The following is a 21,882-nucleotide window of genomic DNA, read 5'->3' on the forward strand; positions in this document are numbered from 1 at the left end:
GTGACGCACGCTGTCACCGTTGGCGCCCGACCGCACAGCCCGGTCGACTGCACAGCGACCCCGGCGGGATCGGCCCATCAGGCCTGGTCCCGCCGGGTTCGACATTCTGCAGCCGCGGTTGCGGCGCACTCATTCAGGTGAGGAGAAAACGCGATGACCATCATTGCTCCCGCGTTTCAACAAGACACAGCGTCTGATCCGCGAGATCCGCTCGGTCGATTGCAGCGCTTCTTCGATCCCGGAACCCTTCTTCCGCTCCACCCGCGCGACAAGTCGGGTGTGCTCGCCGCCATCGGCGAGGTAGACGGTGTCCGCACCGTGGCCTACTGCTCCGACGCCACCGTGATGGGTGGCGCGATGGGCGTCGACGGGTGCAAGCACATCGTCGACGCGATCGACACCGCCATCGACTCCAGCCTGCCGATCGTCGGCATCTGGCACTCCGGCGGCGCCCGCCTGGCCGAGGGTGTCGAGGCCCTGCACGCCGTCGGCCTGGTCTTCGAGGCCATGGTCCGCGCGTCCGGCCTGGTACCGCAGATCTCGGTGGTCGTCGGCTTCGCCGCCGGTGGCGCCGCCTATGGTCCCGCGCTCACCGACATCGTGATCATGGCCCCCGAGGGCCGCATCTTCGTGACCGGCCCCGACGTCGTGCGCAGCGTGACCGGCGAGCAGGTCGACATGGCCACCCTCGGCGGCCCGGCGACGCACGGCAAGAAGTCCGGCGTCACCCACATCGTCGCCGATGACGAGGCCGACGCGGTGCACCGCGCGCGTCGTCTGGTGTCGATGTTCGCCGAACAGGGCGAGTTCGATCTGGTCGCGGCCGAGCACGGCGACGTCGACCTCAAGGCGATGCTGCCGGAATCGGCCAAGCGCGCCTACGACGTGAAGCCGATCATCCACGAGCTGCTCGACAACGTCGACGGCGAAAGCTCGTTCGAGGAACTGCAGGGCGGTTACGCGCGCAGTATCGTCACCGGTCTCGGCCGGCTGGCCGGGCGCACCGTCGGCGTGCTCGCCAACAACCCGATCCGGCTCGGTGGTTGCCTCAACTCCGAAAGTGCCGAGAAGGCAGCGCGTTTCGTGCGGCTGTGCAACTCCTTCGGTATCCCGCTCGTCGTGCTCACCGACGTTCCCGGGTATCTGCCCGGCGTCAGCATGGAGTGGGAAGGGGTGGTGCGCCGCGGTGCGAAGTTGCTGCATGCGTTCGCTGAGGCGCGCGTGCCCCGGGTCACGCTGGTCACCAGGAAGATCTACGGTGGTGCCTACATCGCGATGAACGCCCGTGCGCTGGGTGCGACGGCGGTGTATGCGTGGCCCGGGTCCGAGGTCGCGGTGATGGGGGCCAAGGCTGCGGTCGGCATCCTGCACAAGAAGGCGCTGGCTGCCGCGCCCGATGACGAGCGGGAAGCGTTGCACGAGCGCCTCACGGCTGAGCACGAGCGCATTGCGGGTGGTGTCGAGCGGGCGGTTGCGATCGGTGTGGTCGACGAGGTGATCGATCCGGCCAAGACGCGCAGTACTATCGCCGCCGCGCTGGCTGCCGCTCCGTCGCGAGCCAGCCACCTGAAGAACATTCCGCTTTGATGTGAAGCGCGACAGTGGGCCCTGGGTATACCCGGGGCCCACTGTCGTTGTCCCGCAACACTTCTCCCATACCGCGAACGCCAGCAGAATCGGCACGACTCCCCGGGTTTTGCGAGCAACAGTTGCCCTCGTTCTCGGGATCCGCCCTCCCCGCGGATGCCAGTAGTGGTGCATATCCCGGGAGGTAGTGCGGATCGTCGACGACCGGCGAGGTTGGGTCGTCGGTAGCATCGAAAGGTGCGCTACGAAGAGCTTGCCGACGTGCCGTGTTCCATCACGCGGCCGCTCGTGATCTTCGGCGATCGGTGGACGTTGTTGATTCTGAAGTTCGCGTTCTCGGGGATTCGGCGGTTCAACGGGTTTCAGAGTGCGCTCGGGATCTCGCGTAGCCGGTTGCAGGACCGGTTGGATCGGTTGATCGAGCACGAGATTCTGGTGAAGCAGAAGGCAGCGGTGGGGGCGTACGAGGAGTACCGGCTCACCCAGAAGGGGCATGACATCTACCCGATCCTGATGGCTATCCGGGACTGGGGCGATACATACATGGCGCCCGATGGTGCGCCGGTGCGCTACACCCATCAGGGCTGCACGGGTGAGGCGCACGCGGGGCTCGAATGCGATGTGTGCGGTAAGGAGCTGACGGCGCGGGATGTGGTTCCGGAGCCTGGGCCGGGACTCCTCGAATCGGGTCAGTCGGTGAACCAGGTTGCTACCTGATCCACGTCCTCGCGTGAGGTGCGGAAGCTGTTGATCGGATGCTCGGTGTCCGGGTAGCCGAACGAGATGCCGACGACCACCCGGCGGTTGTCCGGTATGCCGAAATAGCTGCGGATGAACGGCGCGTACGACGCCAGCGCCGCCTGGGGTGCCGCGCCGAGGCCGAGGCTCTGCGCGCCGAGCAGGAAGTTGCCGATGTACAGGCCGCAGTCGACGGCGCCGTAGACGCCGAGATCGGCCTCGGTGGTCACGATCGCCACATGCGGTGCGTCGAACAGTTCGAAGTTGCGTAGCGCCTGGCGCATCGTCTGCTCGCGGTCGCCCTTGCCGATGCCGACACTGTCGTACAGTCGCAGGCCGCACTCGCGCCTGCGGTCCCGGAACACGCCTGTGTATTGCGCGGGGAACGCGAAATCCGGCTCCGGCGTTGCGGTTTGGATGTGTGCGAGCAATTCCGCGCGGAAGCGGTCGGTGCCTGCGCCCTCGGTCACCACGACCTGCCACGGCTGAGTATTGCACCACGACGCGGTGCGCTGTGCCACCCGCAGCAGCTTCTCGATGACCTCATGCGGCACCGGATCGGCGCGGAACTGCCGGCAGGTCCAGCGTTCGTCGAGCAGCCTGGCCAAGGCCGTGTACTGCTCAGTGTCCACATCCGCTGTCGTCATCCCGCTCCTCGGTTTTGGTTCTATTTTGAGACTGAACGCTAGCATCGAAAGGCTTGGGGCGGAATGGTGCCGCGGGCGCTGGCCCGGTGGCCGGGGGTGCGGTGGTGCAGCCTGGGGGCGCCGTCGAACTGGGCGGTCGGATGGAGTGCTGGCATTGCCGGGTCATGCGGCCGCTGACAAGGCAGAATCCAGCGCATGGCTTTCGGAGCCCCCGCCGCGCGGGATCGCAAGCGGCACGGTCGGCATTACACGCCGCCGGTGCTCGCGCGGTTTCTGGCGCAGCGGCTGCTCACGCACGTGCCGCGGCCGGAATCCGGGGTCTTGCGGGTGCTTGATCCGGCGTGCGGTGACGGGGCGTTGTTGTTCGCTCTGCGGGACGAGGCGGCGATCCGGCTGCCCGGGGTTCGGGTGGAGTCGACCGGGTATGACCTGGACGCGGCGGCGCTCGCGGTGGCGCGGGTGCGGGACGCGGGATCGGGCGTGGACTGGCATGTCGGGGACTTCCTCACCGCGTCCCACGAGCTCGCGGCGGAATCGTTCGACGCCGTGATCACGAACCCGCCGTATGTGCGGACCCAGCAGTTGGGTGGGGCCACCGCGCAGGTGCTCAGTAAGCAGTTCGGGTTGCGCGGGCGCATCGATCTGACCCATCCGTTCGTCGCGACGCTGCCGCGGCTGCTGTGCCCCGGTGGTGCGCTGGGGTTGTTGTGCGCCAACAGATTCCTGACCACCAAGGCGGGCGCCAACATTCGGCGGTTGCTGCTCGCCGAACTGGCGCCGGTCGAGTTGTACGACCTGGGGGACACCAAGCTCTTCGAGGCGGCTGTACTGCCGGCGATCACCATCGCTACGCGTGCTGCGTACGGCGGGGAATGCCGTTACGCCTCGGCATATGAAACTGAAGTCAACGAAAATGCCTCGAAGATAGACCTTTTCGGTGCATTGACGGGCGAGCGCTGCTGCCTCGTCACGCACAATGGGCGAACCTTCGCGGTGGAGGTCGGCACATTGGTGACGGGCCAGCCGACTCCGCCGGAAAAGGCAGGGGCGCAGGATCTTTCTGCCGCCGGTGTCGGGGCGCGCCTTGCTGGGCAGAGCGAAGCCGTCAGGCCCGAGCGTGTGCTCAAACCCGGAACGTCACACGCGCGGACCATGCAAAAACCTGAACTTCCTTCGGCTGCCTCGCCGTCGGCCTCACCGCCGTCGGCCGAAGTGCTGTCCGCCACCTCGCCGCCATCAGCGGAGCTGCTGTCTGCCGCGCCGTCGTCAGCTGCGCCGTCGTCAGCTGGGCTGCCGTCCGCCCCACCGATGCTGGCCGCGTCGCAGGCGGACGTAACACCTTCTGCTGCAACGCCGCCCACCCCACTCGCATCAGCCGCAGCACAGTCGGTTGCGCTGCCGCCGGCGATATCGCCGTTCATCCCAGCCCCATCATCCGCATCGCCGGCGGCCCCGCTCCGCGCAATCGCCCGGCGCACAGCGGAACCTGAGACCGCCTGGCGCATGTCCAATACCGAGGTCGATTCCTGGCTCGACGCCATCGCTGCGGCAACCTGGAAGACGTTCGGGGAGGTGGGCCGGATTCGGGTGGGTATCAAGACAACTGCGGATCGGGTGTTCATCTCGGATCAGTGGGCCGAGGTCGAGCCGCCTCCTGAACCGGAGCTATTGCTCGAGTTGATCACGCATCACGATCTCGAACCGTGGCGGATCGTCCGAGCGAGCGACACCCGCGTGCTGTATCCCTACGACTGCGGTCAGTCGCGTCGAACTCCGATCGATCTGAATGAATTCCCCTGTGCTGCTGAATATCTACGCACCCATAAGGACACGCTGTCGGCGCGCCACTACCTCGGCGCGAGCGGGCGCGAATGGTTCGAGATCTGGGTGCCGCAGCGTCCGCAGTTGTGGTGTGAGCCGAAGCTGGTGTTTCCGGATATCAGTGATCGGCCGCGGTTCGCGCTCGATCGGTCGGGTGCGGTGGTGAACGGCGACTGCTATTGGATCTCGCTACCCGATCTGGCCGGGGCGCCGTCCGACGCGGATCTGCTCGCGTATTTGCTGATGGGCGTGGCGAATTCGGCGCTGGGCTTGCGGTTCTACGACGCGGTGTGCGGGAACCGGCTGTACTCGGGTAGGCGCCGGTGGATCACGCAGTACGTGGCCCGGTTACCCCTGCCGAATCCGGGTTCGACGTCCGCGGCGGCCATCATCGGGCTGTCGCGCGAGTTCGTCGACGGCAGGCTGCCGGATGCGGCGGCGCGGGCCGAGCTGGACGAGCGGGTGGCGGCGGCGTTCGGGGTGTCGCTGCCGGCGATCTGAGCGCTATGCGGTGACGTGCACGCCCACCATGGGCAGCAGGGTGCGGCGGGCGAACTCGCGGGCGGCATCGCGGTCTGCGACCGGGATGAGCCCGTCGGGGGTGAGGGCCAGGGAGAGGGCGAGCCGGGCCATGATCTCGGCGACCAGGTCGGCGTCGAAATCGTGTGTGTTCTCGGTGTCGCGGAGTTCGCGAAGCTTTTCGGCCAGGTAGCCGCGGCCGACGGCGAGGATCGGGCCTGCGTCGGTGGTGAGCCGGGGCAGGATCAGGTCCGGCTCGGTGCGCAGCAGGCGGCGCAGCAGCTCGTTGTTGGCGATGGCGGTGATGAAGGCGACGAAGATCTCCACCAGCTGGTCCTCGGAGCCGTTGACGGCCCGTACCTGCTTGTCGATCATCGTGACGAAGCGCTGCGCTTCGCGCACGCTCACCGCTTCTACCAGCTCGTTCTTCGATTCGAAGCGGCGATACAGGGTGGCGGGGCTGATGCCGGCGCGGCGGGCGATCTCACCCATGCTGGTCCGCTTGATGCCGAAGTCCAGGAAGGCCGACAGCGCGCTCTCCAGGAGCTTCTCGCCGTCGGCGACGGGCTTGTCCAGGATGCGCTGCAGCATGGGCGGGACACTTGGCATCTGGTCTCCAGTCGATTCGTGCGAGGGCCGGGCGTGCGGGATGGCGTCGCGACGGTGCGGGTGATGGACCTTCATTATTTCACCGGCGTCCGGCGGCTCGTCCGAGGATCGCCGGATTGGCGTCCAGGTCGCGCGTCCAGCTTTGTCTGGTTAGCCTCTTTGGATATCCGATGTGGATGTCGGAGGGCTGGAAAGGGTTGAGCCGTGGCTTATTTCGCGAACCGGGTGGTGGCGATCACGGGGGCGGGCTCCGGCATCGGCCGCGAACTGGCCCTGGCCTTGGCCGCCGACGGCGCCCTGCTGGCGCTGTCGGACAAGTCGGCCGACGCCGTCGCCGAGACCGGCACACGCTGCGCCGAGGTGGGGCATGAGCCGGCGGTGAGCACGCTCGACGTCACCGACCGGGCGGCGGTGCTCGCCCATGCCGCGGCGACGAACTCGCGGTTCGGACGGGTCGAGGCACTGTTCAACAACGCCGGAATCCTGCATGTCGGCAGTGTGGCGGACTCGCCGTTCAGCGATTTCGAGCACGTGATGGACGTGGACTTCTGGGGAGTCGTCAACGGCACCAAGGCTTTTCTGCCGTATCTGCTGGCCGCCGAGCGGGCGCACGTGGTCAACATGTCCTCGGCGTTCGGGTTGGTGGGTATGGCGCAGCACGCGCCGTACAACGCGGCGAAGTTCGCGGTGCGCGGGTTCACCGATTCGTTGCGTCAGGACATGCGGGCTGCGGGTGGCAAGGTCCGGGTGACCGGGGTTTATCCCGGCGGCGTGCTCACCTCCATCGCGCGGTCGGCGAGCGTCGCGCCCGGCATCGACGCGGCGGCGGTCGCGCGCCGGTTCGAGGGGCACGTCGCGCGCACCAGCCCGGATGCGGCGGCCAGGACGATTCTGCGCGGCGCCGCGCGCGGTGAGGCGAAGGTGCTCGTCGGACTGGACGCCCTTCTTGTGGACCTGGTCACAAGGTTCGCCGGCTCGTATCACGAACGGGTGCTGGACATGGTATTCCGTTCCTGACCGTGCGCACCCGCGCGGTCGGGAACGGATGATGGTGAAATGGCAACTGGTCGAACGCTTCTCGTCATCGAGTCCAATCGGGCGCGATCGATCGGACACGATTGATGGCGAAATGGATCCTGGTCGAATGCTTTTCGGGCGTGCCGGGCAAGGTGATCGCCTTCGGTGTCACGCCGAAGTCCTTCGTGCCGCTGCGCAATATCGTGCGCAACCCGCTGTCGCTCGCGGACGCGGAAGCCGCTCTCGCGCAGGCCTGCCGGACCCGCGAACCGGTCGCGTGCGTGTCGGCGGACGGCAGGCGCACGGTGCGGGCCGAGCCGCTGCTCATCACGCCCGAGCGGGCGCATGCCGTCCGGCTGTGGGTGGGGCCGGTGCGGGAGCCGTTGCCGCCGCGAGAACCGGTGGGGGCGTGGTACTTCAACCTCACCACCAATCGCTCGGTGCGCAGCGTGGATCTACTCGATCTGTACGGTGTCGCGCCCGAGGACCGGGCGGCGGAGGTGGCCATCGCGGGGGCGTTCACCCGGTTGGTCACCAATCGGGACGAGAGCGAGGCGCTGGCGAAGATCGTGAACTCCGCGCCGGGTACCGAGCATCAGGCGGTGTGGACCGTCCGCCGCGACGACGATGCCTTGCGCGCAGGGCATTTCGCCTGCCGGATCATTATCGAGCCCGATGCCGACGGGCGCGAGGAGGTCTTGTTCCGCGGCGTGACCCAGGACATCGGCGCCGCGACCGCGGTGCCCTCGGCGCCGCCGCCGATGATTCTGGAGTATCAACTGCTGGAGGCGTCCACGGCGCCGGGGGAGTACCGCGCCATCATGAATCTGCGTTCGCTGCAACTGATTCGATGGATCGGGCCGCCCATGCCGGATATCGCCTGGGCGGATCTACCCGGTCAGCCCGCGCCGCAGATCCATCCGGACGATCTGGCGGCCGCGCAGGCCATGTCGCGGGAGTTGGCGCGCCATCGCACGGAGGGCACGGTACGGCTGCGCCGGGTCGACGGTGGCTGGCAGTCGGTGCACGTGCGGGCGGCGCTGATGGCGCTGGATCAGCACACCACGGCCGGGCTGGCCACGGTCACCGCCGTATGACACACGGTGACCGTGGGGTGGCGATCACTGGCGCGGTAAGTCCAGCGCCGCCATCTCCTGCTCGATCGCGTTGGCGGCGAAATCGACACCGCTGGAACGCAACTCGTGGACTCGTCGCTGTAATGCCTCGATGCCGCCCGGTTGGGCGGCAATGTCGGCCACGCTGATCCGCCCCGTGGACCGGTGCATACTCGACTGCATGTACGCCATCATCGTGAAACCTCCTGCCTGCACGCTTCTGCACCCACCGACCCAGGTGGGTTGACCACTGCGCTACAAGCCGCACGACAACCGTGTCGGCAGGAGACCCCGGGTCACCGGGCACGCTGGCCGAATGTTATCAGCGATTCCTACTGGACGCTTGATCAGTGTGTGCTGTCTCACACCTCTTTTGCGGCACGGTGATTCGCCGTGTTGTGTAGGTACACAGCCCCATTCAGCCGAATGCCGTCCTGCTCGGCCTCGCTGAGCTCACGGCGGACCTTGCCCGGCACTCCGGCGACGAGCGACCCGGGCGGAATCTGCGCGCCCTCCGGGATCAGCGCATTGGCCGCGATCAAACTGCCCGCGCCGATCACCGCGCCGTTGAGCACGGTGGCGCCCATGCCGACGAGCACGTCGTCGTCGACCGTGCAGCCGTGCAGGATCGCGTTGTGCCCGACCGACACCCCGCTGCCGACGGTGAGCGGGAAGCCGGGATCGGCGTGCAGTACGCAGCCGTCCTGGATGTTGGTCCGCTCGCCGACGCTGATCTCTTCGAGGTCCCCGCGCAGCACGGCGCTGTACCAAACGCTGACCTCGGCCGCGAGCCGTACCCGGCCGATCACCGTCGCGTTGGGCGCGACCCACGCCGCCTCGTCGATCTCCGGGGCGAACTCACCGATCTGAATCCTCATGCCGACGAACCTAGCCGTGCCCCCTGGAACAAGGCGCGGTGGGCGGCCGGGCTGGTGCCGAGGATGCGGTGGAAGTGGTGGCGCAGGCTGACGGCGGTGCCGAAGCCGGTGTCGGTGGCGATGCGGTCCATGGTGTCGTCGGTGGTTTCCAGCAGCAGCCTGGCGCGGTCGGTGCGTTGGTGCAGCAGCCACTGCTGCGGACTGTTGCCGGTGCGGTCGCGGAAGCGGCGGGTGAAGGTGCGCCGCGACATCAGGGCGACCCTGGCCCAGCCGTCGAGGTCGATCGATTCGCCGAGATGTGTTCGCGCCCAGACCATTGCGCGTTCGATGGGGTCGTCGTCGGCGGCGTCGGGGACCGCGATCGGGATGTACTGGGCCTGCGAGCCGCTGCGGTGCGGCGCGGTGACCAGGTCCCTGGCCAGTTCGGTGGCCACGCGGCTGCCGAGGTCGGTGCGTACCAGGTGCAGGCAGCAGTCGAGGGCGGCGGCTACTCCCGCGGAGGTGACCACGTCGCCCAGGTCCGACCACAGGGTGTCGGCGCGCACCCGGACCGCGGGGAAGGCGCGGGCCAGCTGGGCGGCGGCCGCCCAGTGGGTGGTCACCTCGCGGCCGTCGGCCAGCCCGCTGGCCGCCACCGCCCAGGAGCCGAGGCAGAGGCCGACGATCCTGGCGCCCGCCGCGTGTGCCTGGTGGAGGGCGGTGCGCAGGTCGTCGGAGACGGGCAGGTCGCATTCCCAGGCCGGGATCACCACCGTGTCCGCCCGGACCAGCCGATCGAGTCCGTGTCGCACCTCGATGTCGAAACCTGCTGGGGTGTGCAGACTTCCGGGCTGCTCGGCGCAGACGTCTACCTGATACAGCGCCGGTCCGTGGACGCCGACGCGGCCGAACACCAGGCTCGGTACGGACAGGTGAAAGGGACTCATGCCGTCATAGGCGAGGACGGCTACGGTGTGCATGGCCCGATTTTAGCGATAGGCGGCTCTCGGGCCACTGTTGGGTGTGCTTGCGGGTTGACAAGCTCGATGCCATGACCAGCAACCAACTCGACGTTCTGCACATAGGTGGGCCCACCGTCCGCCTCCGTTACGCGGGCCGCACCTTCCTGACCGACCCCACCTTCGATGCGCCCGGCGACTACCCGGGCCCGGTCACGTTGCACAAGCTCACCGGTCCTGCGGTGCCCGCCGACCAGGTCGGTCCGGTGGACGTCGTGTTGCTCTCGCACGACGAGCACGCCGACAACCTGGACAACTCCGGGCGCGAATTCCTGAAGTCCGCGCAGACCGTGCTCTCCACGCCCGGTGCCGCCGAGCGGATCAATGGTGTTCGGGGGCTGGAGAATTGGGAGACCGTGACGATCTCCGGCATCCGGATCACCGGGGTGCCCGCGCTGCACGGGCCCGAGGGCTGCGAGCCGTTGACCGGAGTCGTCACCGGGTTCGTGCTGCAGGCCGACGGTCAGCCGACCGTGTACGTCTCGGGTGACAACGCGTCGGTCGATCGGGTCGCGCAGATCGTCGAGCGGATCGGCCGGATCGATGTGGCGGTGCTGTTCGTCGGCGCGGCCAATGTCGGGCACTTCGGCGATACCGATCTCACGCTGAACGCACGCACCGCCGTGCAAGCGTCCGAGGTGCTCGGCGACGCGGTGATCGTGCCGGTACACGGCGAAGGATGGGTGCATTTCAGCGAGACGCTGGATCGGCTGCGGCGGTTGTTCGAGTACGCCGGGCGGGACAAGCAGTTGCTGATTCCGCCGCTCGGCGTGGAGATCGCCGTCTGATCAACTTGCGCAGAAACCGCTCGTCGGCGGGCGGTCTCGTGATCATCGTGTGCCGCCCGCGCGTCGTTCGTGGCGCGTGCCCGTTGCGGGGTCCACGATGGCGGTATGAGGATCGGAGTTCCACGGGAGGTCAAGGAGCAGGAGTTCCGGGTGGCGCTGACGCCGGCTGGTGCCGGGGAGTTGGCCGCGCAGGGACACGAGGTGCTGATCCAGGCCGGGGCGGGGGTCGGGTCGCGGTTCGCCGACGCCGACTATGCGGCTGCGGGGGCGCGGCTGGTGCCGTCCGCCGACCAGGTCTGGCGGTCGGCGGAGCTGGTGTTGAAGGTGAAGGAGCCGATCGCCGAGGAGTATCCGCGGATGCGCCGCGGACAGGTGCTGTTCACCTACTTGCACCTGGCCGCGTCCCGGGAATGCACCGACGCCATCCTGCGTTCCGGGATCACCGCGATCGCCTACGAGACCGTGCGGGCGGCCGACGGGTCGCTGCCGTTGCTCGCGCCGATGAGCGAGGTTGCGGGCAAGCTCGGGGCTCAGGTCGGGGCGTATCACCTGATGGCGCCCCTGGGTGGGGCGGGCATGCTGCTCGGCGGCGTGCCAGGGGTGCCGCCCGCCGACGTGGTGGTGCTCGGCGGTGGGGTCGCCGGGTCCAACGCGGCTGCGGTCGCCGCCGGTATGGGTGCGCGAGTTACCGTGCTGGACACCAACTTGCCTCGGTTGCGTGAGTTGGATGCGCGATTCGATGGGCGGATCGCCACGGTCTCGTCGAATGCCGCCGAGATTCAGCGGGCCGTTTCCGCCGCCGATCTCGTCATCGGTTCGGTGTTGGTGCCGGGGGCTCGTGCGCCGAAACTCGTGTCCGACGAGCTGGTCGCGCAGATGCGGCCCGGTTCGGTGCTGGTCGATATCGCGATCGATCAAGGTGGCTGCTTTGCCGGGTCGCACCCGACCACCCACGCGAATCCTACGTTCCGCGTGCACAATTCGTTGTTCTACTGTGTCGCGAATATGCCGGGCGCGGTGCCGCCCACGGCTACCGTCGCGCTCACCAACGCCACCTATCCCTACGTTCGTGCCATCGCCGAGCTCGGTTGGAAAGAGGCGTGCGCCGTCCACCACGACCTTGCGCACGGTGTGACTGCGGACGCTGGTCGGCTGTTGTCGGTGGAAGTCGCTGCGGCGCATGGGTATACGACGCCGCAGCCGGTGGGTCTGGCGGGCTGACCGCCCTCGGCGGATACGAGCGCGCGAGGGGCGACGGAGAAGAGGACCGGCAGTAGCTGGTGCGGCGGTACCTCGCGGTGTTCGCCGCCGCCGCCACCGAAGCCTCCGCCACCGATGCCGATGCCAGCCGCCACCGACACCGATGCCCGCCGCCGCCACCGACGCTGGTTTGTCGTAGCACAACGACAAACCAGCTCGGTGTTTACGGCACCGACCGGGGGCGGCTACTCGTCGTCGGTGCGGTTCGCGCCGAGGTACCAGTCGGGCTCGCCCTCGGTGGGCAGGTCGTGCAGCTTGTCGGGGTTGCGGATGACATTGATGGCGACGATGCGGCCGGCATCGATGACGAAGTCGAACACGCCGATGTGGTTGCCGTCGAACACGACCAGGCCGGGTGCGCCGTTGACCAGCACCGCGCGGCCCCACCCGCCCGCGGCGGACGGTGCGTGGTACCAGCCGAGCAGCATCTTCGCGATGAGTTCGGCGCCGTGCACGGGCTGGCGGATCGCGGGAACCTTGCCGCCGCCGTCGGCGGTCAGGCTGACGTTCGCGTCGAGCACGCCGAGCAACGCGCTGAGATCACCGGAGCGCCAGGCGACCGCGAAGGCGGAGACGACCTTCTCCTGTTCGTCCGGCGAGGCGGGGAAGCGCGGCGTGCCGTTCTCGACGTGCTTGCGGGCGCGGGAGGCGAGCTGTCGCACCGCAGCCGGGGTGCGGCCGACCACCTCGGCGACCTCGGGGCCGGTCATTCCGAACACGTCCTGCAGGACGAACGCGGTGCGCTCGGCGGGCGACAGCGACTCGAGGACAACCAGCAGTGCGGTGGTGACCCGCTCGTCCTGGGTGATCCGATCCGCCGGATCGTCCCAGCTGGTCACCTCGGGCTCCGGCAGCCACTCGCCGACATACTGCTCGCGCCGGACCCGGGCCGACCCGAGCTGATCCAGCGCGAGGCGACCGGTCACCGTGCTGAGCCAGGCGCGCAGATTCTCGATCTGCCCCGCCGTGCCCGCCTCGTGCTGGCGTTGCAGCCGCAACCACGCCTCCTGCACCACATCGTCGGCGTCGGTGAGACTGCCGAGCGTGCTGTAGGCGAGCCTGCGCAGGTACGGCCGATGCTCCTCGAACCGCCGGGCCAGCTCGGCCTGGTCGAGGGGTTCGGGAGTAGAAGGCTGTTCGGAGGTCACTGCTGTCGCCGTTCGGTCGTTCCGCCCCGCCGGGCGCGAGTTCATGGGTGCGTCACCAGGTTGACGACGCAGCGGATCAGAGTGTGACACGCCGTAGATCACCGACAGGGTATGCCCGCCACCGGCGAGGTCCGCATCACTGACTCGCCGAGCTCCGCATGATCGAGCCGGTGCACCCAGCAGCCCTCGTGCTGGCTCACCCAGGCGCCACCGTCGCCGAATAGCGCAGCGTGGCTGCCGAGCGGGACATGTTGGCGGCAAACGTCGAGTGGGCGCGCGCCGTGACGTCCCGTTGGGCGGGGTTGCGCATGATCGACGGGACGGGGTAGCGGCAGATGTCGGGTGGGCGCGCCGTGGTGTCCCGCTCAGCGGGGTAGCTGTTGGCCGACGGAACATGGTGGCGGCGAATGCCGAGTGGGCGCGTCGTGGTGACCCGTTGGGCGGGGATATGCATGATCGACGGGGCATGGTGGCGGCAGACGTCGGGTGGGCGCGCTGTGGTGTCCCGTTGGGTGGGTAGCTGAAGTCGGCGGGACGTGGTGGCGGCGAACGTCGAGTGGATGCGTCGTGGTGTCCCGTTCGGCCGGGTAACTCGTGATCGACGGGACATGGGGCGGCATCCGCCGAGAGAGGTGCGCCGCTGTGTCCCGTTGAACATGGGCTGTGGAGGCAGCGGATAGGCTCGGCGGGTGCAGAAGGGGACCGCTACCGCCGCTGGGTTGCTGTTGGGGTTTGTGCTCGATCGGGTGCTGGGGGATCCGCGGCGGTGGCATCCGGTGGCTGGATTCGGTTCGGCGGCAAGCGCGCTCGAATCGGTGACGTATGCCGATCGGCGTAGTGCGGGGGTGCTGCACGAGGTGGTGCTGGTGGGTGCGGTGGTAGGGGTCGGTGTGGGGGTTCGTGGTCTCGGACTGCCCGCGACCGCGCTGGCCACCTGGACGGTGCTGGGCGGGCGGAGCCTCGCCAAAGCGGGCAGCGAGATGGCCGACCGGCTGGAGGCAGGGGATCTGGACGGTGCTCGCGCGCTGCTGCCCTCGCTGTGCGGCCGCGACCCCGAGGTGCTCGACGCCGACGGATTGGCCCGCGCCGCACTGGAATCCATCGCGGAGAACACCTCCGACGCGACCGTGGCCCCGCTGGTCTGGGGTGCGCTCGCCGGTGTGCCCGGCCTGCTCGGCTACCGCGCGATCAACACCCTCGACGCCATGATCGGCTACCGCAACGACCGCTACCGCAACTTCGGCTGGGCCGCCGCCCGCACCGACGACCTGGCCAACCTGCTCCCCGCGCGCCTCACCGGACTGCTCACCGTCGCGCTCGCCCCGCTCGTACAAGGCCATTCCGCCGCCGCCCGCCGCGCCTGGCGCCGCGATGCCGCAAAACATCCGAGCCCCAACGCGGGTGTGGTCGAGGCCTCGATGGCAGGCGCGCTCGGCGTTCAACTCGGCGGCCGCACCCAGTACCGCCACGGCACCGAACTCCGCCCTACTCTCGGTGACGGCCCCGCCCCGACCGTCGCGGACCTCCACCGCGCCGTGCACATGTCAGAGGCCGTGCAGTGGGCGTCCGTCGCGGTCGCGGCTCTTTGGGCTCTCGCCAGGCGCTAGGTGCCGCAAAGCCACGCGTCGTCGAAGGCGTTGTCGTGCCGCGCATCTGGCCGACGTTGTGCAGCGAACGTCGGTCGTGATCGCTGCCGCTGGCCCGCACTAGGCGCAGTCTCGCGGGCCTGCGGCGGTGTCAGCGCGCGGGCGTCCGGGTCAATCGCGGCCGCGACCGTAGCGGTCCGCCAGGCGCGCTTCGGTTGTCGGTTTCGTGGGTGCCGAAGTGGGTGTGACCGTAGGAGTTTCGGGTGACGTGGGGTCGGGTGGGGGGCTCGCGGCGACCGGTTCGGTTGCGGTGCTTGCTTTTTCCCTGCGGCGTTCGCGGATCTCGGCGTAGACGAAGTAGCCGAGGCCCAGGGGCGCCATGATGCCGAAGGCCAGCCATTGCAGCCCGTAGGACAGGTAGGGGCCTGCGTCGAGTTGGGGGAGGGGGGTGGGTTTGAAGGCACCGGGCTGGTTGTCGTCGAGTTGCAGGTAGCCGCCGCGTTCGCCGGTGGGGATCGGGGTCAGCGGTTGCTGCAGGACGGCGGCTTCCTGGGTGGTGTCGATCGAGTACACCTGGCGGTAGCCGTCTTGGATGGACGGGTCCTTGCCGGGGGTGATGCCTTCCGACATCCGGACCCTGGCTTCGAGGCGTTGCGGTCCGGCGGGCGGGTCGGGGATCGGCGGCGGGCGGGAACCGTCCACCGCGGCGACCAGTCCGCGGTCGATGAGCAGCAGGCGACCGTCGTCCAGCCGGAAGGTGGCGAGCACGGAGTAGCCGGGGGCGCCGTCGAGGTGCCGCAGCCGGACCAGCACCGTCGAGTCCGGCTGGAAGGCGCCGGAAGCGGTGACCTTGCGCCATTCGGTGTGCGCGTCGTCCGCGCTGGAGCCGTCCAGGACGGTGGTGATGTCGATCGGGTCGGCGCGTACCGAGTCGGCGATGAGTTGGTTGCGGTGCGAGGTGCTGGTGTTCTTGCCGAGCTGCCACGGCGCGAGCACCGTGAAGCACAGGTATGCGAACACCGCGACCACCGCCGCGAGGATCACCCAGCTCGGGCGGAGCAGAAAGGTCAGCCTGCGCATCAGATTCGCCGATCGAGCAGCGGGTCGGGCGGCTGGGCGGGCAGGCCGAGCGCGGCGCGCACCCAGTCGAGCAGGCCGGGCATCGCCGCCTCGATCTGGTCACGGACGAGTTCGAAATCGGCCGTGTCACCGTAGTAGGGGTCGGGCACGTCGGGCCCATCGGCGGCGGGGTCGAAACTGCGCAGCAGCCTGCGCCGATCCGACGGCACACCGAGGCGGGCCAGTTCGCGTTCGTGCGAGGTGTCGAGCGCGATCAGCAGGTCGGCGTCGCGGTGGTCGGCGCCGAGGGCCGCGGCGATGTGCCCGGTCGCGTAGCCGTATTTGCGCAAGGTCGCGGTGGTGCGGGTGTCCGCGTCGTCGCCGACGTGCCAGGCGCCGGTGCCCGCGCTGCTCACCCGCACCCGATCGGCCAGTCCCGCGCGGGACAGATGCATGGCGAAGATCTTCTCCGCCATCGGAGAACGGCAAATGTTGCCGGTACAGACGAACGACACGTGCAGCTCACCCACGACAGCCATTCTGGCCGGTCGACCTACGGGCCCGCCACGTAGGGTGTGATCTCGTGTCCGAGGACAGCGTCGATCACGCCGAACTGCGCCACCACGGCGACGTGGACGCGCGCCCCGGCATGCTCGACTTCGCGGTGAACGTGCAGGGCAGCGCGCCGCCGGACTGGCTGCGGCAGCGGCTCGCGGCCCGGCTGGACACGCTCGGGCGCTACCCGAGCGCGGAGGAAGATCACACGGCTAGGTGTGCCGTCGCGGCCAGGCATGGGCGCCGCCCGGACGAGGTGCTGTTGCTGGCGGGTGCGGCCGAGGGCTTCGCCATGCTGCCGCGGCTCGCACCTCGACTGGCCGCCGTGCTCCACCCGTCGTTCACCGAGCCGGAGCTTGCGCTGCGCGCGGCCGGTGTCGCGGTGACCAGGGTGCTGCTCGAGCCGCCGTACACCCTCGACCCGACCCTCGTCCCGGCCGACGCCGACCTCGTGGTGCTCGGCAATCCGACCAACCCCACCTCGGTGCTGCACCCGGCCGAAACCATCCGCGCGTTGCGCAGGCCGGGCCGGACCATCGTGGTCGACGAAGCGTTCACCGACGCGGTGGCGGGGGAGCCCGAATCGCTCGCCGGGTACTCCGCAACCGATGTGCTCGTCCTGCGCAGTCTCACCAAAACCTGGGCGCTCGCCGGACTCCGCTGCGGTTACTTCCTCGGTGCTCCTGAACTCCTGGCGCGCCTGAATCACGGCCGTGCCCACTGGCCGCTCGGCACCCTGCAACTGGAGGCGATCACCGCCACCGCCGAGCCGCACGCGGTCGCCGCGGAACAGCAGCGCGCCCAGACGATCGCCGTCGAACGTGACGCGATGATCGAGCGGCTCACCGAACTGGGCGTGCATGTGCACACGCCGGCGGCGGCGCCGTTCCTGTTGCTCCGCGTTCCCGATGGTGAACTGCTCCGGAAGTACCTGGCGGACAACGGCATTGCCGTCCGTCGCGCGGATACTTTTCCCGGTCTCGGGCCGAACCATCTCCGCGTCGCGGTGCGCGGCACCACCGAGGTGGACCAGCTCGTCACCGCCGTGCGAACGGCGGACCTCTGGTGAGCGCTTCGACCGAGGCCCACCCTCGACCACAGGAGCACAGCCGCACATTTTCCGATGTGGCGCATACGGAATCGCAGGCAATTCCGTATGTGCCACCTCAAAAGTTGTGCGGCGGCCGGGTTGTCCGCTGGCGGAGGTCGGCCCGGGACGGAATGCGACAGTTCATGGACGGACCACAGGAGGGTGAACGATGACGACACTGGCGGATCTCATCGAAGTGCTCGACGCGGCATACCCACCGAAGCTGGCGGAGTCGTGGGATTCGGTCGGGCTGGTCGCCGGTGATTCGGCCGACGAGGTCACCCGGGTGCTGTTCGCGGTCGACGCCACCGCGGGCGTCGTCGAGGAGGCGATCGACTGGCGGGCACAGGCTTTGGTGGTGCATCACCCGCTGCTGCTGCGCGGCGTCGACACGGTCGCGGCCGATACTCCGAAAGGCGCACTGCTGCACCGGCTCATCCGTTCCGGCTGCGCGTTGTTCACCGCGCACACCAACGCGGACTCCGCCGACCCCGGCGTCTCCGACGCGCTGGCGGCCGCGATCGGCCTCACCGTCACCGGCCCGATCGATGCCAAACCCGAAGCCCCCATCGACAACTGGGTCGTGCAGGTGCCCCCGTCCCATGCCGACGCAGTGCTGTCCGCCTTGTTCATGGCGGGCGCAGGCAGCAGCGGCGACTATCGCGACTGCGCACTCCGGGTGCCCGCGGTCGGCCAGTTCCGGCCGATGGCGGAGGCGACCCCGGCGGTCGGCGTGCTCGGTGAACTCCAGCGGGTCGACGAGGAGCGCCTCGAGCTGATCGCGCCGCCCGCCGCCCGCGCCGCCATCCTGTCCGCCCTGCGCGCCGCCCACCCGTACGAGGACCCGGCCTACCACATCACCGAACGCGCCACGCTGGCGTCGACGGTCGGCATCGGCCGCGTCGGCACCTTGCCGGAACCGGAGTCGTTGCGCGCCTTCACCGATCGAGTCGCCGCGGCACTGCCGCCGACCGCGTGGGGCGTGCGCGCGGCAGGCGATCCGGACCGCTCCATCTACACGGTCGCCGTCTGCGGCGGCGCGGGCGATTCCTACCTGAACGCGGTGACTCGCCGCGGCGTCGACGCGTACGTCACCGCGGACCTGCGCCATCACCCCGTCGACGAACACCTGCGCAAGGGTGGTCCCGCCCTCGTCGACGCCGCCCACTGGGCGACCGAATTCCCTTGGTGCGCCCAAGCGGAACAGGTCGTGCAGGCCGGCCTGCCCGATCTGGAGACGCGCGTGTCGACGCTGCGGACCGACCCGTGGACGGTCAGCGCGCGCAGCTGAACCGATCAGTAGCCACGCGGCGGCTGTCCGTGCCAGGACGGATCCGCAGGCTGTCCACCGTGCACATTCTCCGTCTGCGCCCGCCCGGCCAGCTCCGTGGCCTGCTGCTTGGTGAGCTTCGACTCGGCACCACACCAGGTGCATTGCAGGGAGTGCTTGGTGCTCAACGGGATCAGTGGCACGAAGAACAGCGTGAATTTGGTGACCAGTTTCCGCAGCATGTGGGCTGCGGGGTTGCCGCAGCTGCCGCACACCAGGGTGAGCACGGCGAGCCGCTGCGCGTACTGACGCCAACCGAAGATCACCATGGAAAACCCCCGAAGTAGTGAACTTGACCCCATCGACCTTACCGCCGCTTCGGCGTGTCGGCGCGTGTCTACTGGATTGGTCTGTGCGGTCGGTTGTTTCCGCGAGTCGACCGGTGATTCAGGGGTACAACTACCGCATGAATTTCCCGGTGAACTTCGGCTTCGTGCAGATCGGGTTGATCTTGATCATCCTGATCGCGATCGCACTGCTCATCTCCGGGCTGCTGCGGGCCCGCCGGGCCGGCTTCCGCGCGCTGATCGCGCGCGGCGGCAGCGGGCTGGTGCTGCTGGTGGTCGCGGTGGTGCTGCTCTGGCTGGCGACGCTGATGCAGACCTATCTCGGGTTGACCGGAGAGATCAAGGCGGCGCACGTGGTGGCCAAGGAGGTGGACGGGCAAGAACACCTGCTCGATATCGAACTCACCCTCTACGGTGACGATCAGCACGACGAGCAGCGGCTGAAGTACCAGGTGGAGGGCGACACGTGGGTGCTGCAAGCGGGCATCGTCGAGCTGGAACCGTGGGTGAACGCGCTCGGTTTCCACTCCGGATACAAGATCAGCAGGCTGTACGGCCAGCGCCTGGACGGTGTCGCGACCTCGCAGAACCAGATCTTCCTCAACGGCGGCGACCGGGACTTCTTCGATGACATGCGCAAGGGGCGCTGGTGGACCGAGCCGTTCGTGCGCTCGGCCTACGGCAACGCGGTGATCGCGGTCCCCGGTGAGTACGACGTCTTCGTGTCCAGGGACGCCATCAAGACCCGCGCCCCGGCCTGACGCCGGGCAAGCCGGGGCGGCGGCGCCAATTGGTGCGGCGTCGGTCAGCGGGAACAGTCCGGCGGGGTACGGTTGAACACCGACCCATCCACAGCGTCCAGGAGTTTGTCCGCGTTGAATGTCGAACCACCCATCCAGGCCAAGCTGCTACAGCTCGCCGCTGTCGACGCCGAGCTGACGCGGATCGCGCACCGCCGCACCGTGCTGCCCGAACAGCAGGAGGTGGCCCGGCTGGAGGCCGAGCGCAACGCGCACAAGGACGCCGCCGTCGCCGTGCAGATCATGCTCGACGACCTCGACCGCGACATCCGCAAGCTGGAAGGCGAGGTCGACGCCGTCCGTAAGCGCGAGGAGCGCGACAAGGGCATGCTGAGCGCCGGAACGGTGAACGCCAAACAGCTTTCGGAGATCCAGCACGAACTCGGCAGCCTGGAGCGCAGGCGCTCGGTGCTCGAGGACGAGCTGCTCGAGGTGATGGAGAAGCGGGAGGCTTCGGCCGACGACTACCAGCACGCGGGCGCCCGGCTGGACAAGACCGAGCAGGAACTGGCCGACGCGCAAACCCAGCGCGACGAGGCCCTCGCCGATCTCGAGGTGGCACAGGGGCGTTGCGACGCCGACCGGTCCAAGCTGATCTCGCTGTTCCCGGCCGACCTGCTGGCGATCTACGACCGGCAGCGTGGCCAGCACGGTGTCGGCGCGGCGCTGCTGCAGGCCCGCCGCTGCGGCGCGTGCCGGATCGAACTGGATCGCGGCGAGATCGCCCGGATCGCGAAGACCGCCCCCGATCTGGTGGTGCGGTGCCCGGAGTGCGGCGCGATCCTGGTGCGCACCAAGGAATCGGGGCTGTGACCGCTCGACCGGCGCGGGCAGCGCGGTGACCGAGCGCGAGGTGATCGTCGAGGCCGACGGCGGCTCCCGGGGCAATCCTGGACCGGCGGGCTACGGTGCGGTCGTCTTCGCCGCCGATCATGTGCGGGTGCTCGCCGAACGCCGCGAGTTCATCGGCATCGCGACCAACAATGTCGCCGAATACCGTGGCCTGGTCGCGGGTTTGGAGGCGGCGGCCGAACTCGGCGCCAGCGTCGTCGCGGTGCGGATGGATTCCAAACTGGTCGTCGAGCAGATGTCGGGCCGCTGGAAGATCAAGCACGCGGCCATGATTCCGCTCGCCGACCGGGCCCGCAGGCTGGTCGCGGGTTTCGAGCGGGTGAGCTTCACCTGGATTCCGCGCGCCGAGAACTCGCACGCCGACCGGCTCGCCAACGAGGCGATGGACGACGCCACCCTGGTGGACGAGGTGCGCACCGCCCGCGAGGCGGAAAAGCCCACGGCCGCACCGGTTGCCGAAGATCCGGTGGTTTCGGCGGCTGCGGCGCAGCCTGCGCCCGGCTGGACCGGTGCCACCGGTCGCCCGACGCGCCTGCTGCTGTTGCGCCACGGCCAGACCGAACTGTCTGTGCAACGGCGCTATTCGGGTCGCGGCAATCCGCCGCTCACCGAGCTCGGCCGGGAGCAGGCCGCGCGTGCCGCGAAAATGCTTGCGGCCAAAGGCGGTATCTCCGCCGTGCTGTCCTCGCCGCTGAGCCGGGCTCAGGAGACCGCCGAGGCCGCAGCCACCGCGCTGGACGCACCGCTCACCATCCTGGACGGCCTCATCGAGACCGACTTCGGCGAGTGGGAGGGCCTGACCTTCCTGGAGGCGGCCGAACGCGACCCGGAACTGCACGCCCGCTGGCTCGGCGACGCGTCGCTGCCCGCGCCCGGTGGGGAGAGTTTCGACCAGGTCCGCGAGCGGGTCGACGCAGTTCGGCGTGATCTGGTGGGGTTGTATCCGGGGGCGAACCTGGTCGTGGTCAGTCATGTGACGCCGATCAAGACGCTGCTCCAGCTGGCGCTCGGGGTCGGGCCGTCACTGCTGTACCGGTTGCATCTGGATCTGGCGTCGCTGTCGATCGCGGAGTTCTATCCGGACGGCGGGTCGTCCGTGCGGCTGGTGAACGACACCTCGTACCTGTAGCAACTGTTCATCCGTCCGTCGCCGGAAGCTCGGCGACGGTCATTCTGTGCTGCCATCATCTGCCGCAGC

The 21,882-nt window shown here is 68.9% G+C and carries 23 protein-coding genes; 13 read left to right on the forward strand and 10 right to left on the reverse strand.

Translation table 11 applies throughout. The annotated features are described in order from the left end of the window. Positions 1-153: 153 nt before the first annotated feature. Both DMB37_RS31340 and DMB37_RS31345 read left to right on the forward strand, forming a co-directional pair. On the forward strand, positions 154-1,587 hold the full coding sequence (locus DMB37_RS31340; protein WP_135235753.1) for an acyl-CoA carboxylase subunit beta: 1,434 nt from the start codon (positions 154-156) through the stop codon (positions 1,585-1,587). Between the two features lie 237 nt (positions 1,588-1,824). After that, positions 1,825-2,304, forward strand: coding sequence for a helix-turn-helix domain-containing protein (locus DMB37_RS31345; protein ID WP_135235754.1), 480 nt, complete (start codon positions 1,825-1,827; stop codon positions 2,302-2,304). On the opposite strand, the gene DMB37_RS31350 is transcribed toward DMB37_RS31345, so the two are convergent. Continuing rightward, positions 2,277-2,972 carry a nitroreductase gene (locus tag DMB37_RS31350; RefSeq protein ID WP_135235755.1) on the reverse strand — a complete coding sequence of 232 codons (696 nt, stop codon included), beginning with the start codon at positions 2,970-2,972 and terminating at the stop codon, positions 2,277-2,279. The genes DMB37_RS31345 and DMB37_RS31350 overlap by 28 nt on opposite strands. Positions 2,973-3,167: 195 nt before the next feature. Between DMB37_RS31350 and DMB37_RS41505 the strand changes: the two genes are divergently transcribed. Continuing rightward, positions 3,168-5,294 (forward strand): N-6 DNA methylase, encoded by a 2,127-nt coding sequence (locus DMB37_RS41505; protein ID WP_240771738.1) that lies wholly within the window; start codon positions 3,168-3,170, stop codon positions 5,292-5,294. A gap of 3 nt (positions 5,295-5,297) precedes the next feature. Here DMB37_RS41505 and DMB37_RS31365 read toward each other — a convergent pair whose 3' ends face one another. After that, positions 5,298-5,921, reverse strand: coding sequence for a TetR/AcrR family transcriptional regulator (locus tag DMB37_RS31365; protein WP_135235756.1), 624 nt, complete (start codon positions 5,919-5,921; stop codon positions 5,298-5,300). Between the two features lie 204 nt (positions 5,922-6,125). On the opposite strand from DMB37_RS31365, the gene DMB37_RS31370 reads away from it, so the two are divergent. Together DMB37_RS31370 and DMB37_RS31375 are read left to right on the forward strand one after the other, a co-directional pair. Then, positions 6,126-6,938, forward strand: a complete 813-nt coding sequence (locus tag DMB37_RS31370; protein WP_135235757.1) for an SDR family oxidoreductase — start codon at positions 6,126-6,128, stop codon at positions 6,936-6,938. A gap of 104 nt (positions 6,939-7,042) precedes the next feature. Then, positions 7,043-8,035, forward strand: a complete 993-nt coding sequence (locus DMB37_RS31375) for a GAF domain-containing protein (protein WP_135235758.1) — start codon at positions 7,043-7,045, stop codon at positions 8,033-8,035. Between the two features lie 24 nt (positions 8,036-8,059). Here DMB37_RS31375 and DMB37_RS31380 read toward each other — a convergent pair whose 3' ends face one another. The 3 genes from DMB37_RS31380 to DMB37_RS31390 form a co-directional block, all read right to left on the reverse strand. Then, positions 8,060-8,248, reverse strand: coding sequence for a hypothetical protein (locus DMB37_RS31380; RefSeq protein ID WP_228541426.1), 189 nt, complete (start codon positions 8,246-8,248; stop codon positions 8,060-8,062). 167 nt (positions 8,249-8,415) lie between these two features. Then, positions 8,416-8,931, reverse strand: a complete 516-nt coding sequence (locus DMB37_RS31385; RefSeq protein ID WP_135235759.1) for a gamma carbonic anhydrase family protein — start codon at positions 8,929-8,931, stop codon at positions 8,416-8,418. Continuing rightward, positions 8,928-9,890 carry a GlxA family transcriptional regulator gene (locus DMB37_RS31390; protein ID WP_135235760.1) on the reverse strand — a complete coding sequence of 321 codons (963 nt, stop codon included), beginning with the start codon at positions 9,888-9,890 and terminating at the stop codon, positions 8,928-8,930. Before DMB37_RS31390 ends, DMB37_RS31385 begins: the two co-directional genes overlap by 4 nt. Positions 9,891-9,961: 71 nt before the next feature. Between DMB37_RS31390 and DMB37_RS31395 the strand changes: the two genes are divergently transcribed. Then, on the forward strand, positions 9,962-10,717 hold the full coding sequence (locus tag DMB37_RS31395; RefSeq protein ID WP_135235761.1) for an MBL fold metallo-hydrolase: 756 nt from the start codon (positions 9,962-9,964) through the stop codon (positions 10,715-10,717). A 105-nt stretch (positions 10,718-10,822) separates the two neighbouring features. Next, positions 10,823-11,938 (forward strand): alanine dehydrogenase, encoded by a 1,116-nt coding sequence (gene ald, locus DMB37_RS31400; protein ID WP_135235762.1) that lies wholly within the window; start codon positions 10,823-10,825, stop codon positions 11,936-11,938. 224 nt (positions 11,939-12,162) lie between these two features. Here ald and sigJ read toward each other — a convergent pair whose 3' ends face one another. Beyond that, positions 12,163-13,125, reverse strand: coding sequence for an RNA polymerase sigma factor SigJ (gene sigJ, locus DMB37_RS31405; protein ID WP_135235763.1), 963 nt, complete (start codon positions 13,123-13,125; stop codon positions 12,163-12,165). Positions 13,126-13,321: 196 nt separating this feature from the next. Next, a complete protein-coding gene (locus tag DMB37_RS40760) occupies positions 13,322-13,735 on the reverse strand; it encodes a hypothetical protein (RefSeq protein ID WP_167768999.1) in 414 nt (137 codons plus the stop codon). 79 nt (positions 13,736-13,814) lie between these two features. Between DMB37_RS40760 and DMB37_RS31415 the strand changes: the two genes are divergently transcribed. Further along, positions 13,815-14,732, forward strand: a complete 918-nt coding sequence (locus DMB37_RS31415) for a cobalamin biosynthesis protein (protein ID WP_135235765.1) — start codon at positions 13,815-13,817, stop codon at positions 14,730-14,732. Positions 14,733-14,882: 150 nt separating this feature from the next. Here the strand turns inward: DMB37_RS31415 and DMB37_RS31420 are convergent, their stop codons facing one another. Both DMB37_RS31420 and DMB37_RS31425 read right to left on the reverse strand, forming a co-directional pair. Next, entirely contained in the window at positions 14,883-15,791 is a 909-nt protein-coding gene (locus DMB37_RS31420) for an SURF1 family protein (RefSeq protein ID WP_135235766.1), read from the reverse strand. Next, positions 15,791-16,309 carry a low molecular weight protein-tyrosine-phosphatase gene (locus DMB37_RS31425; RefSeq protein ID WP_135235767.1) on the reverse strand — a complete coding sequence of 173 codons (519 nt, stop codon included), beginning with the start codon at positions 16,307-16,309 and terminating at the stop codon, positions 15,791-15,793. The genes DMB37_RS31420 and DMB37_RS31425 overlap by 1 nt, the downstream gene beginning before the upstream one ends. Positions 16,310-16,353: 44 nt before the next feature. Here DMB37_RS31425 and cobC point away from each other — a divergent pair, with 44 nt between their 5' ends. Further along, positions 16,354-17,394, forward strand: a complete 1,041-nt coding sequence (gene cobC / locus DMB37_RS31430) for an Rv2231c family pyridoxal phosphate-dependent protein CobC (RefSeq protein WP_135235768.1) — start codon at positions 16,354-16,356, stop codon at positions 17,392-17,394. Between the two features lie 190 nt (positions 17,395-17,584). After that, positions 17,585-18,706 (forward strand): Nif3-like dinuclear metal center hexameric protein, encoded by a 1,122-nt coding sequence (locus DMB37_RS31435; RefSeq protein WP_135235769.1) that lies wholly within the window; start codon positions 17,585-17,587, stop codon positions 18,704-18,706. Between the two features lie 5 nt (positions 18,707-18,711). On the opposite strand, the gene DMB37_RS31440 is transcribed toward DMB37_RS31435, so the two are convergent. Further along, positions 18,712-19,014: a zinc-ribbon domain-containing protein gene (locus DMB37_RS31440; protein WP_135235770.1), complete on the reverse strand. Its 303-nt coding sequence runs from the start codon at positions 19,012-19,014 to the stop codon at positions 18,712-18,714. 137 nt (positions 19,015-19,151) lie between these two features. Here DMB37_RS31440 and DMB37_RS31445 point away from each other — a divergent pair, with 137 nt between their 5' ends. The 3 genes from DMB37_RS31445 (at position 19,152) to DMB37_RS31455 (ending at position 21,813) form a co-directional block, all read left to right on the forward strand. After that, positions 19,152-19,793, forward strand: coding sequence for a hypothetical protein (locus DMB37_RS31445; RefSeq protein WP_135235771.1), 642 nt, complete (start codon positions 19,152-19,154; stop codon positions 19,791-19,793). Between the two features lie 114 nt (positions 19,794-19,907). Next, a complete protein-coding gene (locus tag DMB37_RS31450) occupies positions 19,908-20,645 on the forward strand; it encodes a zinc ribbon domain-containing protein (RefSeq protein WP_135235772.1) in 738 nt (245 codons plus the stop codon). A gap of 25 nt (positions 20,646-20,670) precedes the next feature. Continuing rightward, a complete protein-coding gene (locus DMB37_RS31455; protein WP_135235773.1) occupies positions 20,671-21,813 on the forward strand; it encodes a bifunctional RNase H/acid phosphatase in 1,143 nt (380 codons plus the stop codon). Positions 21,814-21,882 lie beyond the last annotated feature (69 nt).

Origin of the sequence: Nocardia sp. CS682 (assembly GCF_004634405.1) — a bacterium.
In the GTDB taxonomy this organism is placed as follows: Bacteria; Actinomycetota; Actinomycetes; order Mycobacteriales; family Mycobacteriaceae; genus Nocardia; species Nocardia ninae.